Raw genomic sequence first — 16,037 nt, forward strand, 5'->3', positions numbered from 1 at the left:
ATAGCCTTGTACAAAGTCTTGAAAAATAAAAAGACTCTACTGTTTAACGAGGGGCAAAACGGCGCGAATGGCCAGTTCATAACCAATGGAACCAAATCCTGCAACAATCCCTTTCGCCGCCAGCGACACATATGAGTGATGCCGGAAGCTTTCGCGGGCGTGGGGATTGGAGAGGTGGCATTCGATGATGGGGATACTCAATGCCTTGCAGGCGTCATAGAGCGCTACAGAGGTGTGGGTGTAGGCTGCCGGATTGATGATCAGCGCGCTGGCCTCGGTGCGGGCCTCCTGAATCCAGTCAACCAACTGGCCTTCGTGATTGCTTTGCCGGAACACCAGACCGTGATCTGTGCCTTCAAGCAAGACGGCGCAACGCGATTCAATATCGGCGAGGGTGTCGTAGCCATAAATTTCCGGCTCTCTTACCCCAAGGAGGTTGAGGTTTGGGCCGTTGAGGACATATATGGGCTTGGACATGAAACCTTCGTAGAAGCAACGAAGCAATTCTTCTAACGTGTCGGGAAGAGGCTCACAAGCCTAGTCTCGCATTGCAACAGGCCCTTAGTGGCAAAAATGGCGTAAAAATGGTGAAAATACTGTTGAACGGTGAGGAAAGGGAGGTTACGGCCACCACACTCACGGCTTTGATCGATGAAATCGGGCTCGAAGGCCGCAAGGTGGCCATCGAGAAGAATCTCGAAATCGTGCCGCGTTCGACCTATCTGTCCACGGCGATCGCCGACGGTGACCGTGTGGAAATTGTACATTTTGTAGGAGGCGGCTAATGGACGACCAAGCTTTGAAAACAGAAACATTGCCAGAGACCTGGAGTGTTGCGGGCCGCACCTTTACGTCGCGTCTGATTGTCGGCACCGGCAAGTACAAGGACTATGCCCAGAATGCCGCCGCCGCCAAGGCGTCCGGTGCCGAAATCGTGACGGTCGCCGTGCGTCGCGTCAACCTGACCGACCCAAATCAGCCCATGCTGATGGATTACGTGAAGCAGGACGAATTCACCTATCTGCCCAATACGGCCGGTTGCTTCACTGGCGAGGATGCGGTGCGCACCCTGCGTCTGGCGCGGGAGGCCGGTGGCTGGAATTTGGTCAAGCTCGAAGTCCTCTCCGATCCCAAGACCCTCTATCCGGACATGGAAGAGACGCTGCGCTCACTCAAGCTGCTGGTGAAGGATGGCTTCGACGTCATGGTCTATTGCAGCGATGACCCGGTCTATGCGCGCAAACTGGAAGAGGCGGGCGCCGCCGCCATCATGCCGCTGGCCGCGCCGATCGGTTCCGGTCTCGGCATCCAGAACCCTGTCACCCTGCGCATTATCATCGAGAACGCCAAGGTGCCGGTGCTGGTCGATGCCGGGGTGGGCACAGCTTCGGAAGCGGCCGAAGCCATGGAACTGGGTTGCGACGCAGTGCTGATGAACACGGCGATTGCCGAGGCGAAAGACCCGATCCGCATGGCGCGCGCCATGAAGTATGCGGTCATGGCCGGTCGTGATGCCTATCTGGCCGGACGGATGCAGCGCAAGCTCTACGCCGATCCGTCCTCGCCGTTAGGTGGCCTGATCTAGTGTTGCGGAATCAACGGATGGATTCCCTTGATCTTGCAAATATGCGAGTCTGTGTCGATGGACATGGACAAAAGGCTGTTGCTGTCGCCTGAGGCTCGGGTGCGGTTGGAAGGTTGGGTGGCGGACCGGAACACGCCGCAGAAGCTTGTTTGGCGTGCGCGGATCGTGCTGATGTGGGCGGACGCGGCGAGTTTGGCGTCGATTGTGCGGACGCTGGGCAAGACCAAGAAGACGGCCTACCGCTGGCGCGATCGTTATCTTGAGCAGGGTGTCGATGGGCTTGGGCGCGACGCGACCCGGCCTGGCCGTAAGACGCCGTTGAGCGCCGAAGTCATTGCGCGTGTGGTCGAGATGACGCTGCGACAGAAGCCACCGGCTGCCACGCAATGGAGCGCGCGCACGCTTGCCAAGGCGGTGGGTCTGAGCCACACCAGCGTACAGCGCATTTGGAGCGCGCATGGGCTCAAGCCCCATTTGACCAAGACGTTCAAACTGTCGAACGACAAGCAGTTCGTCGAGAAGGTGACGGACGTCGTCGGTCTCTATCTTGATCCGCCGGACCGGGCACTGGTGTTCTCGGTCGATGAGAAGTCACAGATCCAGGCGCTGGACCGCACCCAACCGGGCCTGCCAATGAAGAAGGGGCGGGCGGGAACGATGACCCACGACTATAAGCGGCATGGCACGACGACACTGTTCGCCGCCCTCGATGTCGCCACCGGCAGGGTGATCGGCGAATGCATGAAACGTCATCGGCACCAGGAATGGCTCAAATTCCTTCGACTCATCGACCGCAGCACGCCCAAGGGCTTCGACCTGCACCTGATCGCCGACAACTATGCCACCCATAAGCATCCGGCGGTCAAAGCATGGCTGGCCAAACATCCTCGCTTCCACATGCATTTCACCCCCACTTCGGCGTCCTGGCTCAATCAGGTCGAACGCTTTTTCGGCTTGATAACAGGCGATCGCATCCGCTGCGGCGTGTTCAAGAGTGTCGCCGAACTCGAAGGCGCAATTCAAGACTATCTCGATCATCACAACGCCGATCCAAAGCCCTTCGTTTGGACCAAATCCGCTACAGACATTCTTGAAAAGGTCGCCAGGGGGCGACAGGCGTTAAAGTCACAACACTAGCACTACTTTGGCATATTATTCTTGGCGGGCTCGGCGAGGCGTTTGTCACAGTGGGGACAGCGCCTTGGTGGCGGTCGCATGAAGAGGTCGAGAATGGCCTGGCGGATGGCGGGCATTGTCGGCTGAGGCGGTGGCCCCCCAACTTTTTTTTTTCGTCCCGCTGCTTTGAGGCGGCGGGATTGGAGAAATGCAAAAGCGATCATCGCCATTAGACAATGTCGGTGCAAACCGGTCCATGACCTGCCTTCGAAGTGATCAAGCCCAAGCTCTTCCTTGAGTTGCTGATGTGCCTGTTCGCAGATCCACCTTGCCTTGATAGCCGCGGCTAGCATCTTGAGGGGGGCGTCGGCAGGCAGGTTTGACAGGTAGTATTTCTGTTCTCCGGTTGAACGCCTTTCCCCGACCAGCCAGACCTCCTCCTCGCCAGGCATGGCTTGGACACGACCGTCGCTCATACGATGCCTGTGGCCATCTGCGACCCGAACGCGGCAAGCGGCAAACTGGCAGTTCAGCTTGCCTTTGGTTCCGCGCCGCCAACTTACTTTCTTCCATTTCCCATCAGCCAACATCTTTTCGGCAGAGACAGCAACATCGTCAGGGACATGGTATTTGCGCCGCCTTCCGGTTGCCGCTTCCGGGAAGATTAGGCCGACGTCTGCCTGATACACATTCTGACGCCGTGATATGCCGACGGCCCACAACAGGTCGCGCTTGCTCAGGGCCTCGCGGAACGGCCCGCTTGACCCATAGCCAGCATCGGCCAGCACGCACCCGAACCGGGCCCCAGAGGCTATAACACGATCAATTTCCTCAATGGCGATCTCCGGCTTTGTCAGGGCAACCTGGCATTCTTGCGGGACCCGAGCCCGGTTCATCCGCGCGACATCATTCGTCCAACTCTCGGGCAAGAACAGGCGCAGGCCCACCATCACAGGCACTTCGCGCGATGCCAGCGTCACCGAAACAAGCGACTGGCAGTTGGACGTCTTGCCAAGCGAGGAAGCATATTGCGCCGCCACGCCAACCGAATGGCTGCCCTTTTTCGGCAGCGCCGTGTCATCGATGACAAGATAACCGGCATCATCCCCCACCAGACGGTCGGCCTCCTTCAGGAGAACGGCTTCAAGCGGTCCACTTTCCCAAACGCCGTCAGAGACAAAATGATGGAGTTGGTCATAGCCAAACTCGCCATCGCGGGCGGCCATCGGCTGGACACTCTTGCGGTCACCCGGGCCAATCAGGCCTGCAATATAGGCAGGGCACAGCCGCATCCGGGTCTTATGCCGCAAGGCCACCAGGAAGGGCGTCAACCAATCTTCCAAATCTACGCGCCAATGTTCCGACATCGCCAGTCTCCTTAAAGCTGGCTCTCTATGAATCACGCAATGTCAGCCGGGGGAATCCTCAAAATTCATTTTCTGCCAAAGTAGTGCTAGGGCTTATTCGCAGCTCTGGCGGCCTCTACGGCTTTTTTTAGAGCATCGATCTTGGCGCCATCGATGGCCTGATCACCGATGACGAAGGTTGGGGTGCCGGTGGCGCCAATGTCAGCGCCGAGCGCCACCACCTTGTCGATATGCGCCTGGATGTCGGGAGACCCAGCCAGGGCCAGGATCTGCTTCGGATCAACGCCGGCCTTGGTGAGCGCGGCATCAAGATCGGCTTCGGATTTGATGTTTTCGGTCATGAAGGCGTAATGCACAGCTTCATAATGACCCAGCCGTGCCGCCGCCAGGGCTCGCGCCGCCAGGGGGCGTGAATTTTGACCGATGACCGGGTATTCCTTGACGATGATGGCGACGTCGGGATTTTCGGCTAAAAAGTCCCTGAGCGGCGGCGTCGAGGATCGGCAATAGCCGCAATAATAGTCAAGGAACTCGACGATCTTGATCGGTGCGTTCGGATTACCAAGGATAGGGTCTGCCTTGTCGTTGAACAGCGAGTCGTGATGGCTCTTGATGCCGGCCTTCAGCGCCTGTGATCGTTCTTCATCTCTCTGGGCTGACAGTTTGTTGCTTGCGGTTTCCAGCATGGCCGGACGGTTCAGCATGCCATGCTCGACGACAAAGCTCTGCACCTGCGGCACGACATAAGGTGCGCCAGCCAGGACAACTGCGAAGACTGCAAGGCCCGTCGTGATATTGGCCTGCGAAAAGACATCCTTCCACAGATGGGTGCGGATGGGCGGGGCGGCTTGAGGCGTGTCGGGATCGGTCACTTAAGAGCTTTCTAATTGCGACGACGGCGCGTCGTTTCTTTTTCCACAGGCGCAATACCCATTTCGGAAGAGGCGGTCATAACGATATCGCGGGCGCGGCGATATTCGGGCGATGCGGCGTCGAGATATTTTTGCGACCATACCGCCGAGGTGCGTGCGGCCATATAGTCGCCCTGGTAGAACTGGGCTTCAGCGGTGGACAGGCGCGCCAGACCTGGCTGATTGAGCCCGTCATAGGCCTGGGCAAGTTGCTCCCAGGCGAAGCTGTCGTCTTCCTCGTACTTGATCGACTGCTGGAGATGCTCCACCGCTTCATTCAGACTGTCCTTGCCGCCGACGGCGATCAGGGTTTGGCCCAGATTAAGCTGCAACAGCGGCGCCTGCGGCATCAGAGATACAGATTTTTCATGCGCCGGCTTCGCCAAAGCGGCGCGGCCGGTCTCGAAATAGATCTGGCCCTTCAGTTCCCACAGGTAGGGATTGTTAGGCTGCTCTTCCAGTATCTTATCGAGCAGCACGATGGCCTGATCCCAGTTCCCCATCTTGTAGGTGGCGATGACGCGGGCATAGCGGGCCGGATAGGAGGTATTGCTTTCCGGATATTTCTGGAAGGTCTTGAGGGGGCTGTCGAGAAAGCCGGACAGCTTGGCCTTGACGATATCGAATTGTGCCAGGGTCTCAGGGCTATCGACCACGCCATAGTGCGGCTGCCGTTCGGCCACGCCACGCAGGGCCTGGATGCGTTCGCGTGACAGGGGGTGGGTGCGGAAGAATTCGTAGCGGTCGGCATTGCTGAAGGTTTCGACATTGCGGAACTTGTAGAAGAAATCGACAAGGCCGCGCGACGACATGCCGGCTTTTTCCAGCGCCTTGACACCGGCAGCATCGGCGGCCGATTCTTCTGTCTGGATATAACGCAGGGCGCCAAGCGTGCCGAAGGTGCCCGAACTGACCATGAGATTGGCACCGGCATCGGGTGCGCCGGCAAGGGCTGCGATGACGCCAAGGCCGAGCGATACCGCCATCGGCATCCGGGCGGCGCGTTCGATCTCATCGGTGCGCATCATATGACCGCCGCTTAAGTGGCCGGTTTCGTGGGCGATGACGCCGAAAAGCTGGTTGGGCGTATCGGCTTCCATGATCAGGCCGGTGTTGAGACCGATGCGCAAACCGAAGGTGGCGAAGGCGTTGAGGTCATCGCTGGCAATCAGCAAGTAATGGACGCGATCGGCGTCGAGACCGGCAGCGCTTAGCACGGGCCGCGTTTGGCTTTTCAGGAAAGACTCGATCTCGGTGTCGCGGATAACGCTTTGCGCCTGGGCGATGCCAGGCAGGGAGAAGAGGCATAGGCCGACAAGCGCAGACAACAGGGCAGTCAGGCGTCGTAGGAATGAACACCGTATACTTTTGGTCAGCTCAAAATAAGCCTTCATGGTCTAACCCCGCTGGTTTCCGCCTGTCATGAAATCTAGGCAGGAAGCGTGACAAATCTAAGGCGGGCACTGATGTGTATCAATGCCCGCCTATAAGATAGCTTATACTTTTAAGTGATTAGCGGCGCCACCAGCCACGCTTTGGCTTTTCAGGCGGAGCCGAAATCTCGTTCGGATCTGGCTCGGCCGCTATTACCGACGCGACTGCTGCCGGTTCGGCGACGAGAGGCGCGGGCGCAGCCGCGACGATCGTCTCTGTAACGACGACAGGTTCTGCCACTGCAACAAACTCGACAACCTTCTTGGCGCGGCTGCGGCTGGCGCGGGCTGGCGCCTTGACCGGCTCGGCGACTACTTCGGCAACTGGCACTTCTGCGACTGGGGCCTCGACAGCGGCCGGGGCTTCGGCTCCCGCCTCGACGACCTTTTTGCGTGAGCGCGTTTTACGGGCCGGCGGAGCGATCTCCTCGACGGGCAGATGCGGTGGCTCGGAGGCGGCGAACGCGGCCTCGGGGTCGATATCGACATCCTTGGTCAAGGGCATAGGCGCGGTGTTGTTTTCCGCGGCGGCCTCATCGACCGGCGTTTCAACAACAGACCCGCCTCTGCGGCTACGACGTGGCGGACGCTGGCGCTTGGGCGCTGGCTGATCGCGCAGCGCTTCCGGCACGAGCGAGGTCGGTTGCGTGCTTTCAGCACCGAGGGCTGATTCCGCATTTATCGGCGCAGGGTTGCGTTGCTGACGCTCGGACGACTCCGATTGTTCGCGCCTTTGTTGCTCTTCAAACGGATCGATCCAGACATACGGCGCCTCAAGCGAAGGCGTGCGAGCACGCACCCAGCTATAGGTTTCGCGCGGACGGCTGTCGAAGCCGGCACGGCGGCCACCCCGACGGCCACGACGGCGGCGGCCCTTGCGGAAGCCATCTTCGCCGATGCTGTCATCATCTTCACCGTCGTCATCGCTTTCGGAAGCTTCCGGATTGGCGGTGACAGCAGGACGTTCCTCACTGTCACGATCACGGCCGCCACGGCGACGACGACGACGCTTGCCGTTACGACCGCCCTCGCGATCTTCGCGTTCCGGACGCTCGGCGCGCTCAGCACGTTCCGGGCGCTTTTCGCCGTCGTCTTCCTCATCTTCGTCGGACTCGATGATCTCGTCATCGATCTCCTCGTCTTCAGCCACGTCAGGCGTGGTGTCGAAGGCGATGGGCTCGGGGCGGACTGGCGCAACGAAATCGACCTCATCGGCGTGGACCGTGCGGACGATCTGCGCGTCGGTGTGGCCAAGATCGGTGTCGATTTCGACATTGACCTTCAGACCCCATTCGAGGCGCAGCTTGGCGAGGTGAACCTGCTTTTCGTTGAGGATGTAGAGTGCCACATCCATCGGCAGCTTGACCGTGATGGCGCCGGCACCATTTTGCATGGCCTCCATGTCGATCTTGCGCATCGCCGAAAGGGCGGCGGAATCGACGGAGCGGATACGGCCTTGACCTTCACAGTGCGGGCAGACAATGGTGGTGCCTTCCAGGAAACCGGTGCGGCGGCGCTGGCGGCTGATTTCCATCAGACCGAAGCCGGAAATCTTTCCCATCTGGATCCGGGCCCGGTCTTCAGCTAGGGCGTCCTTCAGCTTCTTTTCGACCGAGCGGTTGTTCTTCGATTCATCCATGTCGATGAAGTCGATGACGACCAGGCCGGCGAGATCGCGCAGGCGCATCTGGCGCGCCAATTCTTCGGCCGCTTCCATATTGGTCTTCAAGGCCGTGGCCTCGATATTGCGTTCCTTGGTCGACTTGCCTGAGTTGACGTCGATGGCGACGAGGGCTTCGGTCTGGTTGATGACCAGATAGCCACCTGATTTCAACGGCACGACCGGCGAATAAATTTTTGAGATCAGGTCTTCGACGCCATAGCGCGCAAACAGCGGCGTGTTGGCCTTGTAGAGCTGGATCTTCTTGGCCTGTGACGGCATGATCATCCGCATGAAGTCCTTGGCGGAACGGTAACCGTCTTCGCCCTCGACCAGCACGCCGTCAAAATCCTTGTCAAACAGGTCGCGGATGGCGCGCTTGACGAGATCTTCTTCTTCATAGATCAGGGCGGGCGCGTTGGATTTCAGCGTCGTTTCGCGGATGGTTTCCCAGACGCGCAGCAGGTAGTCATAGTCGCGCTTGATTTCCAGCTTGGTGCGCTTGGCGCCGGCCGTGCGGACAATCAGGCCCATACCGTGCGGCACATCGAGGCTCTGCACCAAAGTCTTGAGACGCTTGCGATCGGCGCTGTTGGTAATCTTGCGTGAAATGCCGCCACCACGCGCCGTGTTCGGCATCAGCACGCAATAGCGACCGGCCAGCGACATATAGGTGGTGAGGGCAGCGCCCTTGTTGCCACGCTCTTCCTTGACGACCTGAACAAGCAGGATCTGGCGACGCTTGATGACTTCCTGGATCTTGTAACGGCGGATCAGGTGCTGGCGCAGGCGGCGCTCTTCATCGGGCAGATCGTCGCTGTCGTCATCGTGATCTTCGTCGTCGCCTTCATCATCACCATGATTGTTGGCGTGAGCGGCCTGCTGCAGCTCGGCAATCAGTTTCTCTCGGTCAGCGACCGGGATCTGATAGTAGTCAGGATGTATTTCGTTGAAGGCCAGAAAGCCATGACGGTTGCCGCCGTATTCGACGAACGCTGCCTGCAGACTGGGTTCTACGCGTGTGACCTTGGCGAGATAGATATTGCCGCGGAGTTGTTTTCTGGCGTGGCTTTCGAAATCGAACTCTTCAACCCGTGAGCCGTTCATCACGACGACACGGGTCTCTTCCGTGTGCGTCGAGTCGATTAACATTGTTTTTGACATTAAAGGTATCTCCGGAGCGCTCGGACGCATCCAACCGCGAAAGCCTTGGCTTTGCGGGGAAAAAGGCGTGGCGCTGATAGGGGGTGTGCAGGCGCGCGCAGGCGAAGAGGACGTCTCTGACATCTGTCTTCGCTGAAAATCCGGTACGGAGGCTCAAGGCGCAGCCCATTTAAAGTATAGTTCCAAACTCGTGTCTGCGCGTAAAAAGCCGCGCAATTTTATAAGGCCGTGATGCTGGTTCCGGGCGAAAGGCGCTTTCAGCCTATCCGGCGGTAACCGCAGGACCGGCATGAGAGCGAGATGGTAGCGCATTCCCGTCATCACAAGGGTTCGTCATATAAGTCGGCAAAAAGGCTGCGCTTTGACCGGACTCATAAAGGGCGATACCCATTTGTCACATGTCCGCAAAATGGGGAATACGTCAATCTAATTCTTTGTGCGCGTTAAATCCGACATATCATTAATGAGTTGGAAACTAAAAATGTAAAAAGAACAGTAACCGTACCCTTTAATCGTATTTCTACATCCCCGTGGCATTGTGATGGGAATAAGCAAATACCCTATGGGTTAAAAACACAGAATGTGGTGCGTAGAGTAATGATGAAGCGACACAATATCTTAGCCGGTGCGAAAAAAGCCCTTAAGGCGATGACGCTGGCGGGTGTCTTATGCACAGGCGTGCTTGTTGTTCAGCCTGCCATGGCGGAAGGAGCTCAAAGCGGCGATGTCGTAAAGGTGCGCATGGGCGGTGACGCCTCGCAAACCCGTATCGTTATCGAACTCGGCAAGAGCGTCGCCGGCCAGGTCGTGACGCGCGAAGGTGAAACGTCGCGTCAGGTGATCGCCTTGCCGGATATTGACCTGGGCGATGCCATGAGCGGACAGGGGCAGGGGCTGGTCAAGGACTGGCGCATTGATAATGTTGCTGGCAGCACCCGCCTGAAGCTGAACTTTAAGTCCGGCGCCAAGATCTATCGCCGTTTTCTTCTGCCGCCAGCCGATGGCGTCAGCGTCTATCGCTATGTGATCGATGTGGTGCCGCAGAATACCGATACCTCGACGCCTAAGGCCGCACCCGTGCCGGTCATCGCCACGACGGCGCAAAGCCAGGCACAACTGGCCGCTACCAAGGTGCGCACCAAGAAGATCGTCGTCATCGATGCTGGTCACGGCGGCAAGGATCCCGGCGCGCTCGGTGGCAATACCTATGAAAAAGACGTCAACCTGGCCGCCGCCAAGGCGCTGCGCGACGCTCTCACCAAGACTGGCCGCTACACGGTTATCATGACGCGCGACACCGACAGCTTTGTCGATCTCGCTGCTCGCGTCCGCATCGCCCGCTCCGCTGACGCCGACCTGTTCATTTCGCTGCATTCCGATGCTGGCGGCAACGGCGACACCAGCGGCGCCTCGATCTATACCCTGTCGGATTCAGGCACTGAACGCGCTGCCCGAAAAGCTTTGGTCAAGGGCGACTGGTCGCTGGCCGACGGCGCTTCGACCGACGCCATGGTCAACCGTATCCTGATCGATCTGACCCAGCGCGCCACCAAGAACCGTTCGGCCACGTTCGCGCAACTGGTCATGGACAATATCAGCGAAAGCACACCGCTGCTGAAGACCAATCTGCGCCAGGCCGGTTTGTTCGTCCTGCTGGCGCCCGATGTACCGGCGGTGTTGCTGGAAATGGGCTTTGTCAACAATGCGAAGGATGAGGCCATGCTCAATGATTCGCGCCATCGCGCCGTCATGATGGGGCAGGTAGCCAAGGCGATTGATCTGTATTTCGCCAATAATGTTCAGTACGCCTCCTTTGCGGGCCTGAATTAAGTCCCAAGCTTAAGGCTCTGAAATATATAAGGCCCTGTCGTTTTCGGCAGGGCCTTTTCTTTGTTTTGAAATCCGCCCGGAGCAGAGTTTGGTCATGGCTTGCTCATGGCGATGAAATTTATCCGAATGGCTTTGCCTAATGCCTGCGGTTTGCTAAGTGTAAGGATAAAGGTGTCTTGAGCCGCCCGTCGGGCGGCTATGTGGGGATGCGGGACGCACATCTGTTGTGTTGGAGGTCGCTTGCTAAGGTCGTCTGAGCGTTGGTTTGCCATGGCAGGTGTCGCCGTGATGACGGCTGTGGCCATTGCGGGCTTCGCGGTCGCGGTCTATGCCGCCTGGCTGTTCCATGACATGCCCGATGGCAGCGAACTGGCCGACTTCCACCCGGTGACCTCGGCACGCGTTTTTGCCTGGGACGGCACCCTGATCGGTGAATACGGCCAGGAACGCCGCATCTATGTGCCCTACAGCCGGATGCCGACGCGCGTGACGCAGGCCTTCCTCGCCGCCGAAGACCGCAATTTCTTTACACACAATGGGGTCGATGTCAGCGGCGTGTCGCGCGCCATGGCCAAGAACGTCTTCAACCTGTTGCGTGGCAAACGCTTTGAAGGTGGCTCGACCATAACCCAGCAGGTCGCCAAGAACCTGCTGCTGAACAATGAGCGCACGGTCGGCCGCAAACTCAAGGAAGTCATTCTGGCGCGTCGGCTGGAAAACTCTCTGCCGAAAGAGCAAATTCTTGAGCTTTATCTCAATGACATCTACCTCGGTTATCGCTCCTATGGCGTCGGTGCCGCCGCGTTCAACTATTTCGGCAAGTCGCTGGATGAGTTGTCCTTAAGTGAACTGGCGTTTCTTGGCGCCTTGCCCAAGGGACCGGAAAACTATCGTCCCTCAACCCACAAGGCCGCAGCGATCGCGCGTCGTAACTGGGTGATCGGCGAAATGCTCAAGGCCGGTTGGGTCGGGCGGGCCGAGGCCGAGGCGGCGATGAAGGAAGATCTGGTCATTCAGGACAAGCCGCGTCGCGCCAAGTACCAGGACGCCGACTATTTCGTCAGCGAAGTCGAACTGCGCGCGAAGCGGCTTTTCAACGACGCCATCTATACAGACGGCTACTACGTCAAGACGACGCTTGATCCCAAGCTGCAGACCATGGCGCGCGAAGCTCTGATGACGGGGCTGGAAACCTATGATCGTCGCCATGGCTGGCGCGGCGCCTGGTCCAATATTCCGGTCACGGACACCTGGGAAGGCGAGGCCGAGGCGGCGGAAGACAAACTGCCGGAATCGCGTCGCGCCCCTTCGGAGCGTCCGAACTGGCAGATCGGCCTGATCGAGAAAAATTCCGGCGCCGTGCGCGCCATTGACGGTGGCCATGGCTCAATCCGTGGTGATGATCTGGCGTGGGCGCAGGCGACCCGCGGTCTGAAAGCCGGCGATCTGGTCTATGTCTCCGAAGACACCAAGGGTGTTTACCGCCTGCGTCAGGTGCCGAAGGTCAATGGTTCTCTGGTCGCGGTCGATCCCTATTCCGGCCGCATCATGGCTATGGTCGGCGGTTATTCCTATTCGCTGTCAAAGTTCAACCGCGCCACCATGGCGCAACGTCAGCCGGGCTCTTCGATCAAGCCGTTCGTCTATGCTGTGGCCCTCTCTAAGGATTTCACGCCTGCCTCTCTCGTCGATGACGGACCTATCAGCATGATGGGCGGGGATGGCAAGCAATGGTCGCCCGAGAACTATGAGCATGACTATCTTGGCATGCAGCCGATCCGTCGTGGACTTGAACTGTCGCGCAACCTGATGACCGTGCGCCTGGCGCAAAAGGTTGGCATCAAGCCGGTGACACAGGGCATCGTCAATTTCGGTGTGCTCGACAAGATGCCGAACGAAATGTCGATGGTTTTGGGCGCCGGCGAAGTCAATCCCTATCGCCTGACCAATGCCTACTCGATCTTCGTCAACGGTGGCCGTAAGGTGAAGCCGCACCTGATCGACGAGGTACAGGATCGTAACGGCAAGGTGGTCTATAAGGCCGATGAGCGCGTGTGTCCTTCGGCCTGTACAGCGGATTTCGACGGACTTGAGAGTCCGCGTCTCCAGCCGCAAGGCGATGTGGTGCTTGATCCGATCACCGCCTACGAAGTTAATTCGATGTTGCAGGGCGTGATCCAGCGTGGCACCGGCGCGGCGGCGCGTTCGCTCGGCATTCCCATGGGTGGCAAGACCGGCACGACCAACGACTATCGCAGCGCCTGGTTCGTTGGCTATACGGCTGAACTGGTGGTCGGCGTCTTTGTTGGCTTTGATGACAACAGTTCGCTCGGCAACCATGAGACAGGCGCGGTCGCAGCCTTGCCGATCTGGATGGACTTCATGAAGAACGCCAATGCGGGTAAACCGATCCGCCAGTTCAACAAGCCAAAAGACGCTGTCTATATGTCGGTGCGCGGTATGGAAGAGGCTTTCAAACCGGGTACGGAGCCCAAATATAATGCGGCGCCGGAAAGCGATGACGGTCCCAAGCCCTATCTCGACACCTGGACGGATGATGGCGATAACGGTGGGCCTGTAACGGTTGTGCCGGCCGAGGAACCGCCACCGCCGCCAAAGAAGCGTCAGGCCGAGGACGCCACGACCCTCTACTAGAGGCGTTCTTTACGGCTTGTCTTTTAAGGCGACGCTCTGTAAACCCGCCCGACAAATCTGATCATTCAGGAATATATTATGCGTTTGGATATCGAAGCGTCCGCTTCCGAGATCGAGCAGTCCATCGGACTGCTCAGGAGGCGTCTTTGACTGGGATGTCGCGCTGCGTCGTCTCGACGAATTAAATGCCAAGTCGGAAGATCCGACCCTGTGGGATAAGCCCGAAGCCGCGCAGACCCTCATGCGCGAACGCAACAAGCTGGCGGCCTCGGTCCAGTCGGTTTTGTCGATTGAAAAAGAGCTGAAAGACGCCATCGAATTCGCTGAACTGGGCGACATGGAGGGCGATGAAAGCCTGATCGAAGAGGCTCGCAGCCTGCTTAAGGACATCAAGTCCCGCACCGCGCGCGCCGAACTGGAAGCCTTGCTGTCCGGCGAAGCCGATGGCAATGACGCCTATCTCGAAATCAATTCCGGCGCCGGCGGCACCGAATCCAACGACTGGGCCGGGATCCTGCTGCGCATGTACAGCCGTTGGGCCACGGCGCACGGTATGACGATCGAGGTCGAGGAAGAAACGCAGGGCGAACAGGCCGGCATCAAGTCGATCACCTTGCAGATCAAGGGCGAGAACGCTTATGGCTGGTTGAAGACCGAAGCCGGCGTCCACCGCCTTGTGCGTATTTCGCCGTTCGATTCCAACGCCAAGCGTCACACCTCGTTTGCTTCAGTCTGGGTCTATCCGGTGGTCGACGATACCATCGTCATCGACATCAATCCGGCCGATGTCCGCACCGATACCTACCGCGCATCGGGTTCCGGTGGCCAGCACATCAACAAGACCAACTCGGCCGTGCGCCTGACGCACATCCCGACCGGGATCGCCGTCGCCTGTCAGGCCGGTCGTTCGCAACACGCCAATCGCGATGAAGCGTGGAAGATGTTGCGCGCCCGTCTTTACGAGCAGGAACTGCAAAAGCGTGAAGCGGCGCAGCAGGCACTGGAAGATTCCAAGACCGATATCGGTTGGGGGCACCAGATCCGATCCTACGTGTTGCAGCCCTACCAGATGGTCAAGGATCTGCGCACCAACGTCGAAACCTCGGATACGCAGGGCGTGCTCGATGGTGATCTTGATGCGTTTATGGGGGCATCCCTGGCGCAGCGCGTCGGCGTTACGCGCGACGCTTGAGCTGAACTATAGCTCCGGCGTCGCGGTTTCCGCGCCACCGGGTGTCTTGGCGACATTGACCACATCGGCCTTGTCCGCGGCGGCGCTGACGTCTGCGGCCAGATGCGCAGGCGCCTTGCGACGACCTTTCTTGATGATGATTTGCGCGCCCATGTAGCGCGAATAGACCTGGGTAAATTCCGCGCCCAGAAAGAAAATCTGTGTCGAATAATAGATCCAGATCAGCACCACGATCAGCGAACCGGCCGCGCCATAGGCCGAACTGAAGGCGCTCTGGCCCAGATAGATGCCGATCAAGAGCTTGCCAACCGAGAAGAGCAGGGCGGTGATGGCGGCCCCAATCCATACGTCTCGCCATTTGATATGCACATCCGGCAAGACCTTGAAGATCATGGCGAACAGCAGGGTAATGACGGCGAACGAGATGAGCAGGTTGAGGCCGTGCAGCAGGAACGCGATCGGAATTAGGCCCGCGAAAAAAGTGCTGATAGCCGATAGCGCGGCCGAAATGACCAGAGCGATCAACAATAGAAAGCCAATCCCGATAATCATGGCGAAGGATAGAAAGCGCTTCTTTATAAACCAGGTCCAATGGCCGTTTTCGCGTTCCTCAACGTTCCAGATGGTGTTGAGGGCATCCTGAAGCTGGGCGAAAAAGCTGGTGGCAGAGATGATCAGCGTCACGATGCCGATGAGGCTTGCGATGTAACTGGCCTTAGGGTTGCTTGTGCTGACCAGCATGGATTGAATGGCTTTGGCGCCCTGATCGCCAATCAGGGCGCGAATCTCATCGAAGATATAGCTGCTGGTGGCATCGCGCCCGAAGGCCAGACCGGCCATGGCGATGACGATCAACAGCAGCGGCCCGATCGACAGCATACTGTAAAAAGCAAGGGCAGCGCCCAAGCGTGGCACCTTGTCGTCATTCCACTCGCGGATGGTTTCCTTGAAAATGAACCAGAAAGCCGCGGGGGTGAGAGGCGGTCGCTTGCGAGGTTTATTCGTCATCTGTTTCCGCCGGGAAAAAATTACAAACGCGGATGAAAGCACAAAGGATATAAAGAAAAAAGCCGGAGACGGTGAATGACGTCTCCGGCCTTTAAAGGCTGTGTTCGGTAAGCGCG

At 58.5% G+C, this 16,037-nt stretch carries 11 protein-coding genes and 1 pseudogene; 6 read left to right on the top strand and 6 right to left on the bottom strand.

Annotated elements, in window-relative coordinates; genetic code table 11:
* Window positions 1-36: 36 nt before the first annotated feature.
* Entirely contained in the window at window positions 37-477 is a 441-nt protein-coding gene (aroQ, locus tag ABQ278_RS08855) for a type II 3-dehydroquinate dehydratase (protein WP_349319293.1), read from the bottom strand.
* 110 nt (window positions 478-587) lie between these two features.
* On the opposite strand from aroQ, the gene thiS reads away from it, so the two are divergent.
* From thiS to ABQ278_RS08870, 3 genes are read left to right on the top strand one after another with little or no spacing between them, the layout of a single operon-like run.
* A complete protein-coding gene (thiS, locus tag ABQ278_RS08860; RefSeq protein ID WP_026172516.1) occupies window positions 588-785 on the top strand; it encodes a sulfur carrier protein ThiS in 198 nt (65 codons plus the stop codon).
* Window positions 785-1,585, top strand: coding sequence for a thiazole synthase (locus tag ABQ278_RS08865; protein WP_349319294.1), 801 nt, complete (start codon window positions 785-787; stop codon window positions 1,583-1,585). The genes thiS and ABQ278_RS08865 overlap by 1 nt, the downstream gene beginning before the upstream one ends.
* A gap of 57 nt (window positions 1,586-1,642) precedes the next feature.
* Entirely contained in the window at window positions 1,643-2,722 is a 1,080-nt protein-coding gene (locus tag ABQ278_RS08870; RefSeq protein WP_349319295.1) for an IS630 family transposase, read from the top strand.
* Window positions 2,723-2,865: 143 nt separating this feature from the next.
* Here the strand turns inward: ABQ278_RS08870 and ABQ278_RS08875 are convergent.
* From ABQ278_RS08875 to ABQ278_RS08890, 4 genes and pseudogenes are all read right to left on the bottom strand, one after another.
* Window positions 2,866-4,068: pseudogene (locus ABQ278_RS08875) on the bottom strand (IS701 family transposase); the annotation flags it as partial.
* An 86-nt stretch (window positions 4,069-4,154) separates the two neighbouring features.
* The gene (locus ABQ278_RS08880; RefSeq protein WP_349319296.1) at window positions 4,155-4,940 is read right to left on the bottom strand and encodes a DsbA family protein; all 786 of its coding nucleotides are present in this window, start codon (window positions 4,938-4,940) and stop codon (window positions 4,155-4,157) included.
* 11 nt (window positions 4,941-4,951) lie between these two features.
* A complete protein-coding gene (locus ABQ278_RS08885; protein ID WP_349319297.1) occupies window positions 4,952-6,373 on the bottom strand; it encodes a M48 family metalloprotease in 1,422 nt (473 codons plus the stop codon).
* Window positions 6,374-6,491: 118 nt separating this feature from the next.
* Window positions 6,492-9,236 (bottom strand): ribonuclease E/G, encoded by a 2,745-nt coding sequence (locus tag ABQ278_RS08890; RefSeq protein ID WP_349319298.1) that lies wholly within the window; start codon window positions 9,234-9,236, stop codon window positions 6,492-6,494.
* Window positions 9,237-9,833: 597 nt separating this feature from the next.
* On the opposite strand from ABQ278_RS08890, the gene ABQ278_RS08895 reads away from it, so the two are divergent.
* The 3 genes from ABQ278_RS08895 (at window position 9,834) to prfB (ending at window position 14,913) form a co-directional block, all read left to right on the top strand.
* Complete coding sequence (locus ABQ278_RS08895; RefSeq protein WP_349319299.1) at window positions 9,834-11,066, top strand: N-acetylmuramoyl-L-alanine amidase; 1,233 nt, start codon at window positions 9,834-9,836, stop codon at window positions 11,064-11,066.
* A 270-nt stretch (window positions 11,067-11,336) separates the two neighbouring features.
* Window positions 11,337-13,721, top strand: a complete 2,385-nt coding sequence (locus ABQ278_RS08900; RefSeq protein ID WP_349319300.1) for a penicillin-binding protein 1A — start codon at window positions 11,337-11,339, stop codon at window positions 13,719-13,721.
* A gap of 78 nt (window positions 13,722-13,799) precedes the next feature.
* Window positions 13,800-14,913 (top strand): peptide chain release factor 2 gene (gene prfB / locus ABQ278_RS08905; protein ID WP_349319301.1). Its coding sequence is split into 2 segments (ribosomal slippage): window positions 13,800-13,868 and window positions 13,870-14,913, totalling 1,113 coding nucleotides; the frame shifts between segments, so codons are not numbered across the junction.
* 6 nt (window positions 14,914-14,919) lie between these two features.
* On the opposite strand, the gene ABQ278_RS08910 is transcribed toward prfB, so the two are convergent.
* On the bottom strand, window positions 14,920-15,921 hold the full coding sequence (locus ABQ278_RS08910; RefSeq protein ID WP_349319302.1) for a YihY/virulence factor BrkB family protein: 1,002 nt from the start codon (window positions 15,919-15,921) through the stop codon (window positions 14,920-14,922).
* Window positions 15,922-16,037: the final 116 nt, after the last annotated feature.

The organism is Asticcacaulis sp. MM231, assembly GCF_964186625.1.
Lineage (GTDB): Bacteria > Pseudomonadota > Alphaproteobacteria > Caulobacterales > Caulobacteraceae > Asticcacaulis.

Coding starts and splice junctions, on each gene's coding strand:
- aroQ (WP_349319293.1), bottom strand. CDS start 477: ATGTCCAAGCCCATATATGTCCTCAACGGCCCAAACCTCAACCTCCTT.
- ABQ278_RS08865 (WP_349319294.1), top strand. CDS start 785: ATGGACGACCAAGCTTTGAAAACAGAAACATTGCCAGAGACCTGGAGT.
- ABQ278_RS08870 (WP_349319295.1), top strand. CDS start 1,643: ATGGACATGGACAAAAGGCTGTTGCTGTCGCCTGAGGCTCGGGTGCGG.
- ABQ278_RS08885 (WP_349319297.1), bottom strand. CDS start 6,373: ATGAAGGCTTATTTTGAGCTGACCAAAAGTATACGGTGTTCATTCCTA.
- ABQ278_RS08890 (WP_349319298.1), bottom strand. CDS start 9,236: ATGTCAAAAACAATGTTAATCGACTCGACGCACACGGAAGAGACCCGT.
- ABQ278_RS08895 (WP_349319299.1), top strand. CDS start 9,834: ATGATGAAGCGACACAATATCTTAGCCGGTGCGAAAAAAGCCCTTAAG.
- ABQ278_RS08900 (WP_349319300.1), top strand. CDS start 11,337: ATGGCAGGTGTCGCCGTGATGACGGCTGTGGCCATTGCGGGCTTCGCG.
- ABQ278_RS08910 (WP_349319302.1), bottom strand. CDS start 15,921: ATGACGAATAAACCTCGCAAGCGACCGCCTCTCACCCCCGCGGCTTTC.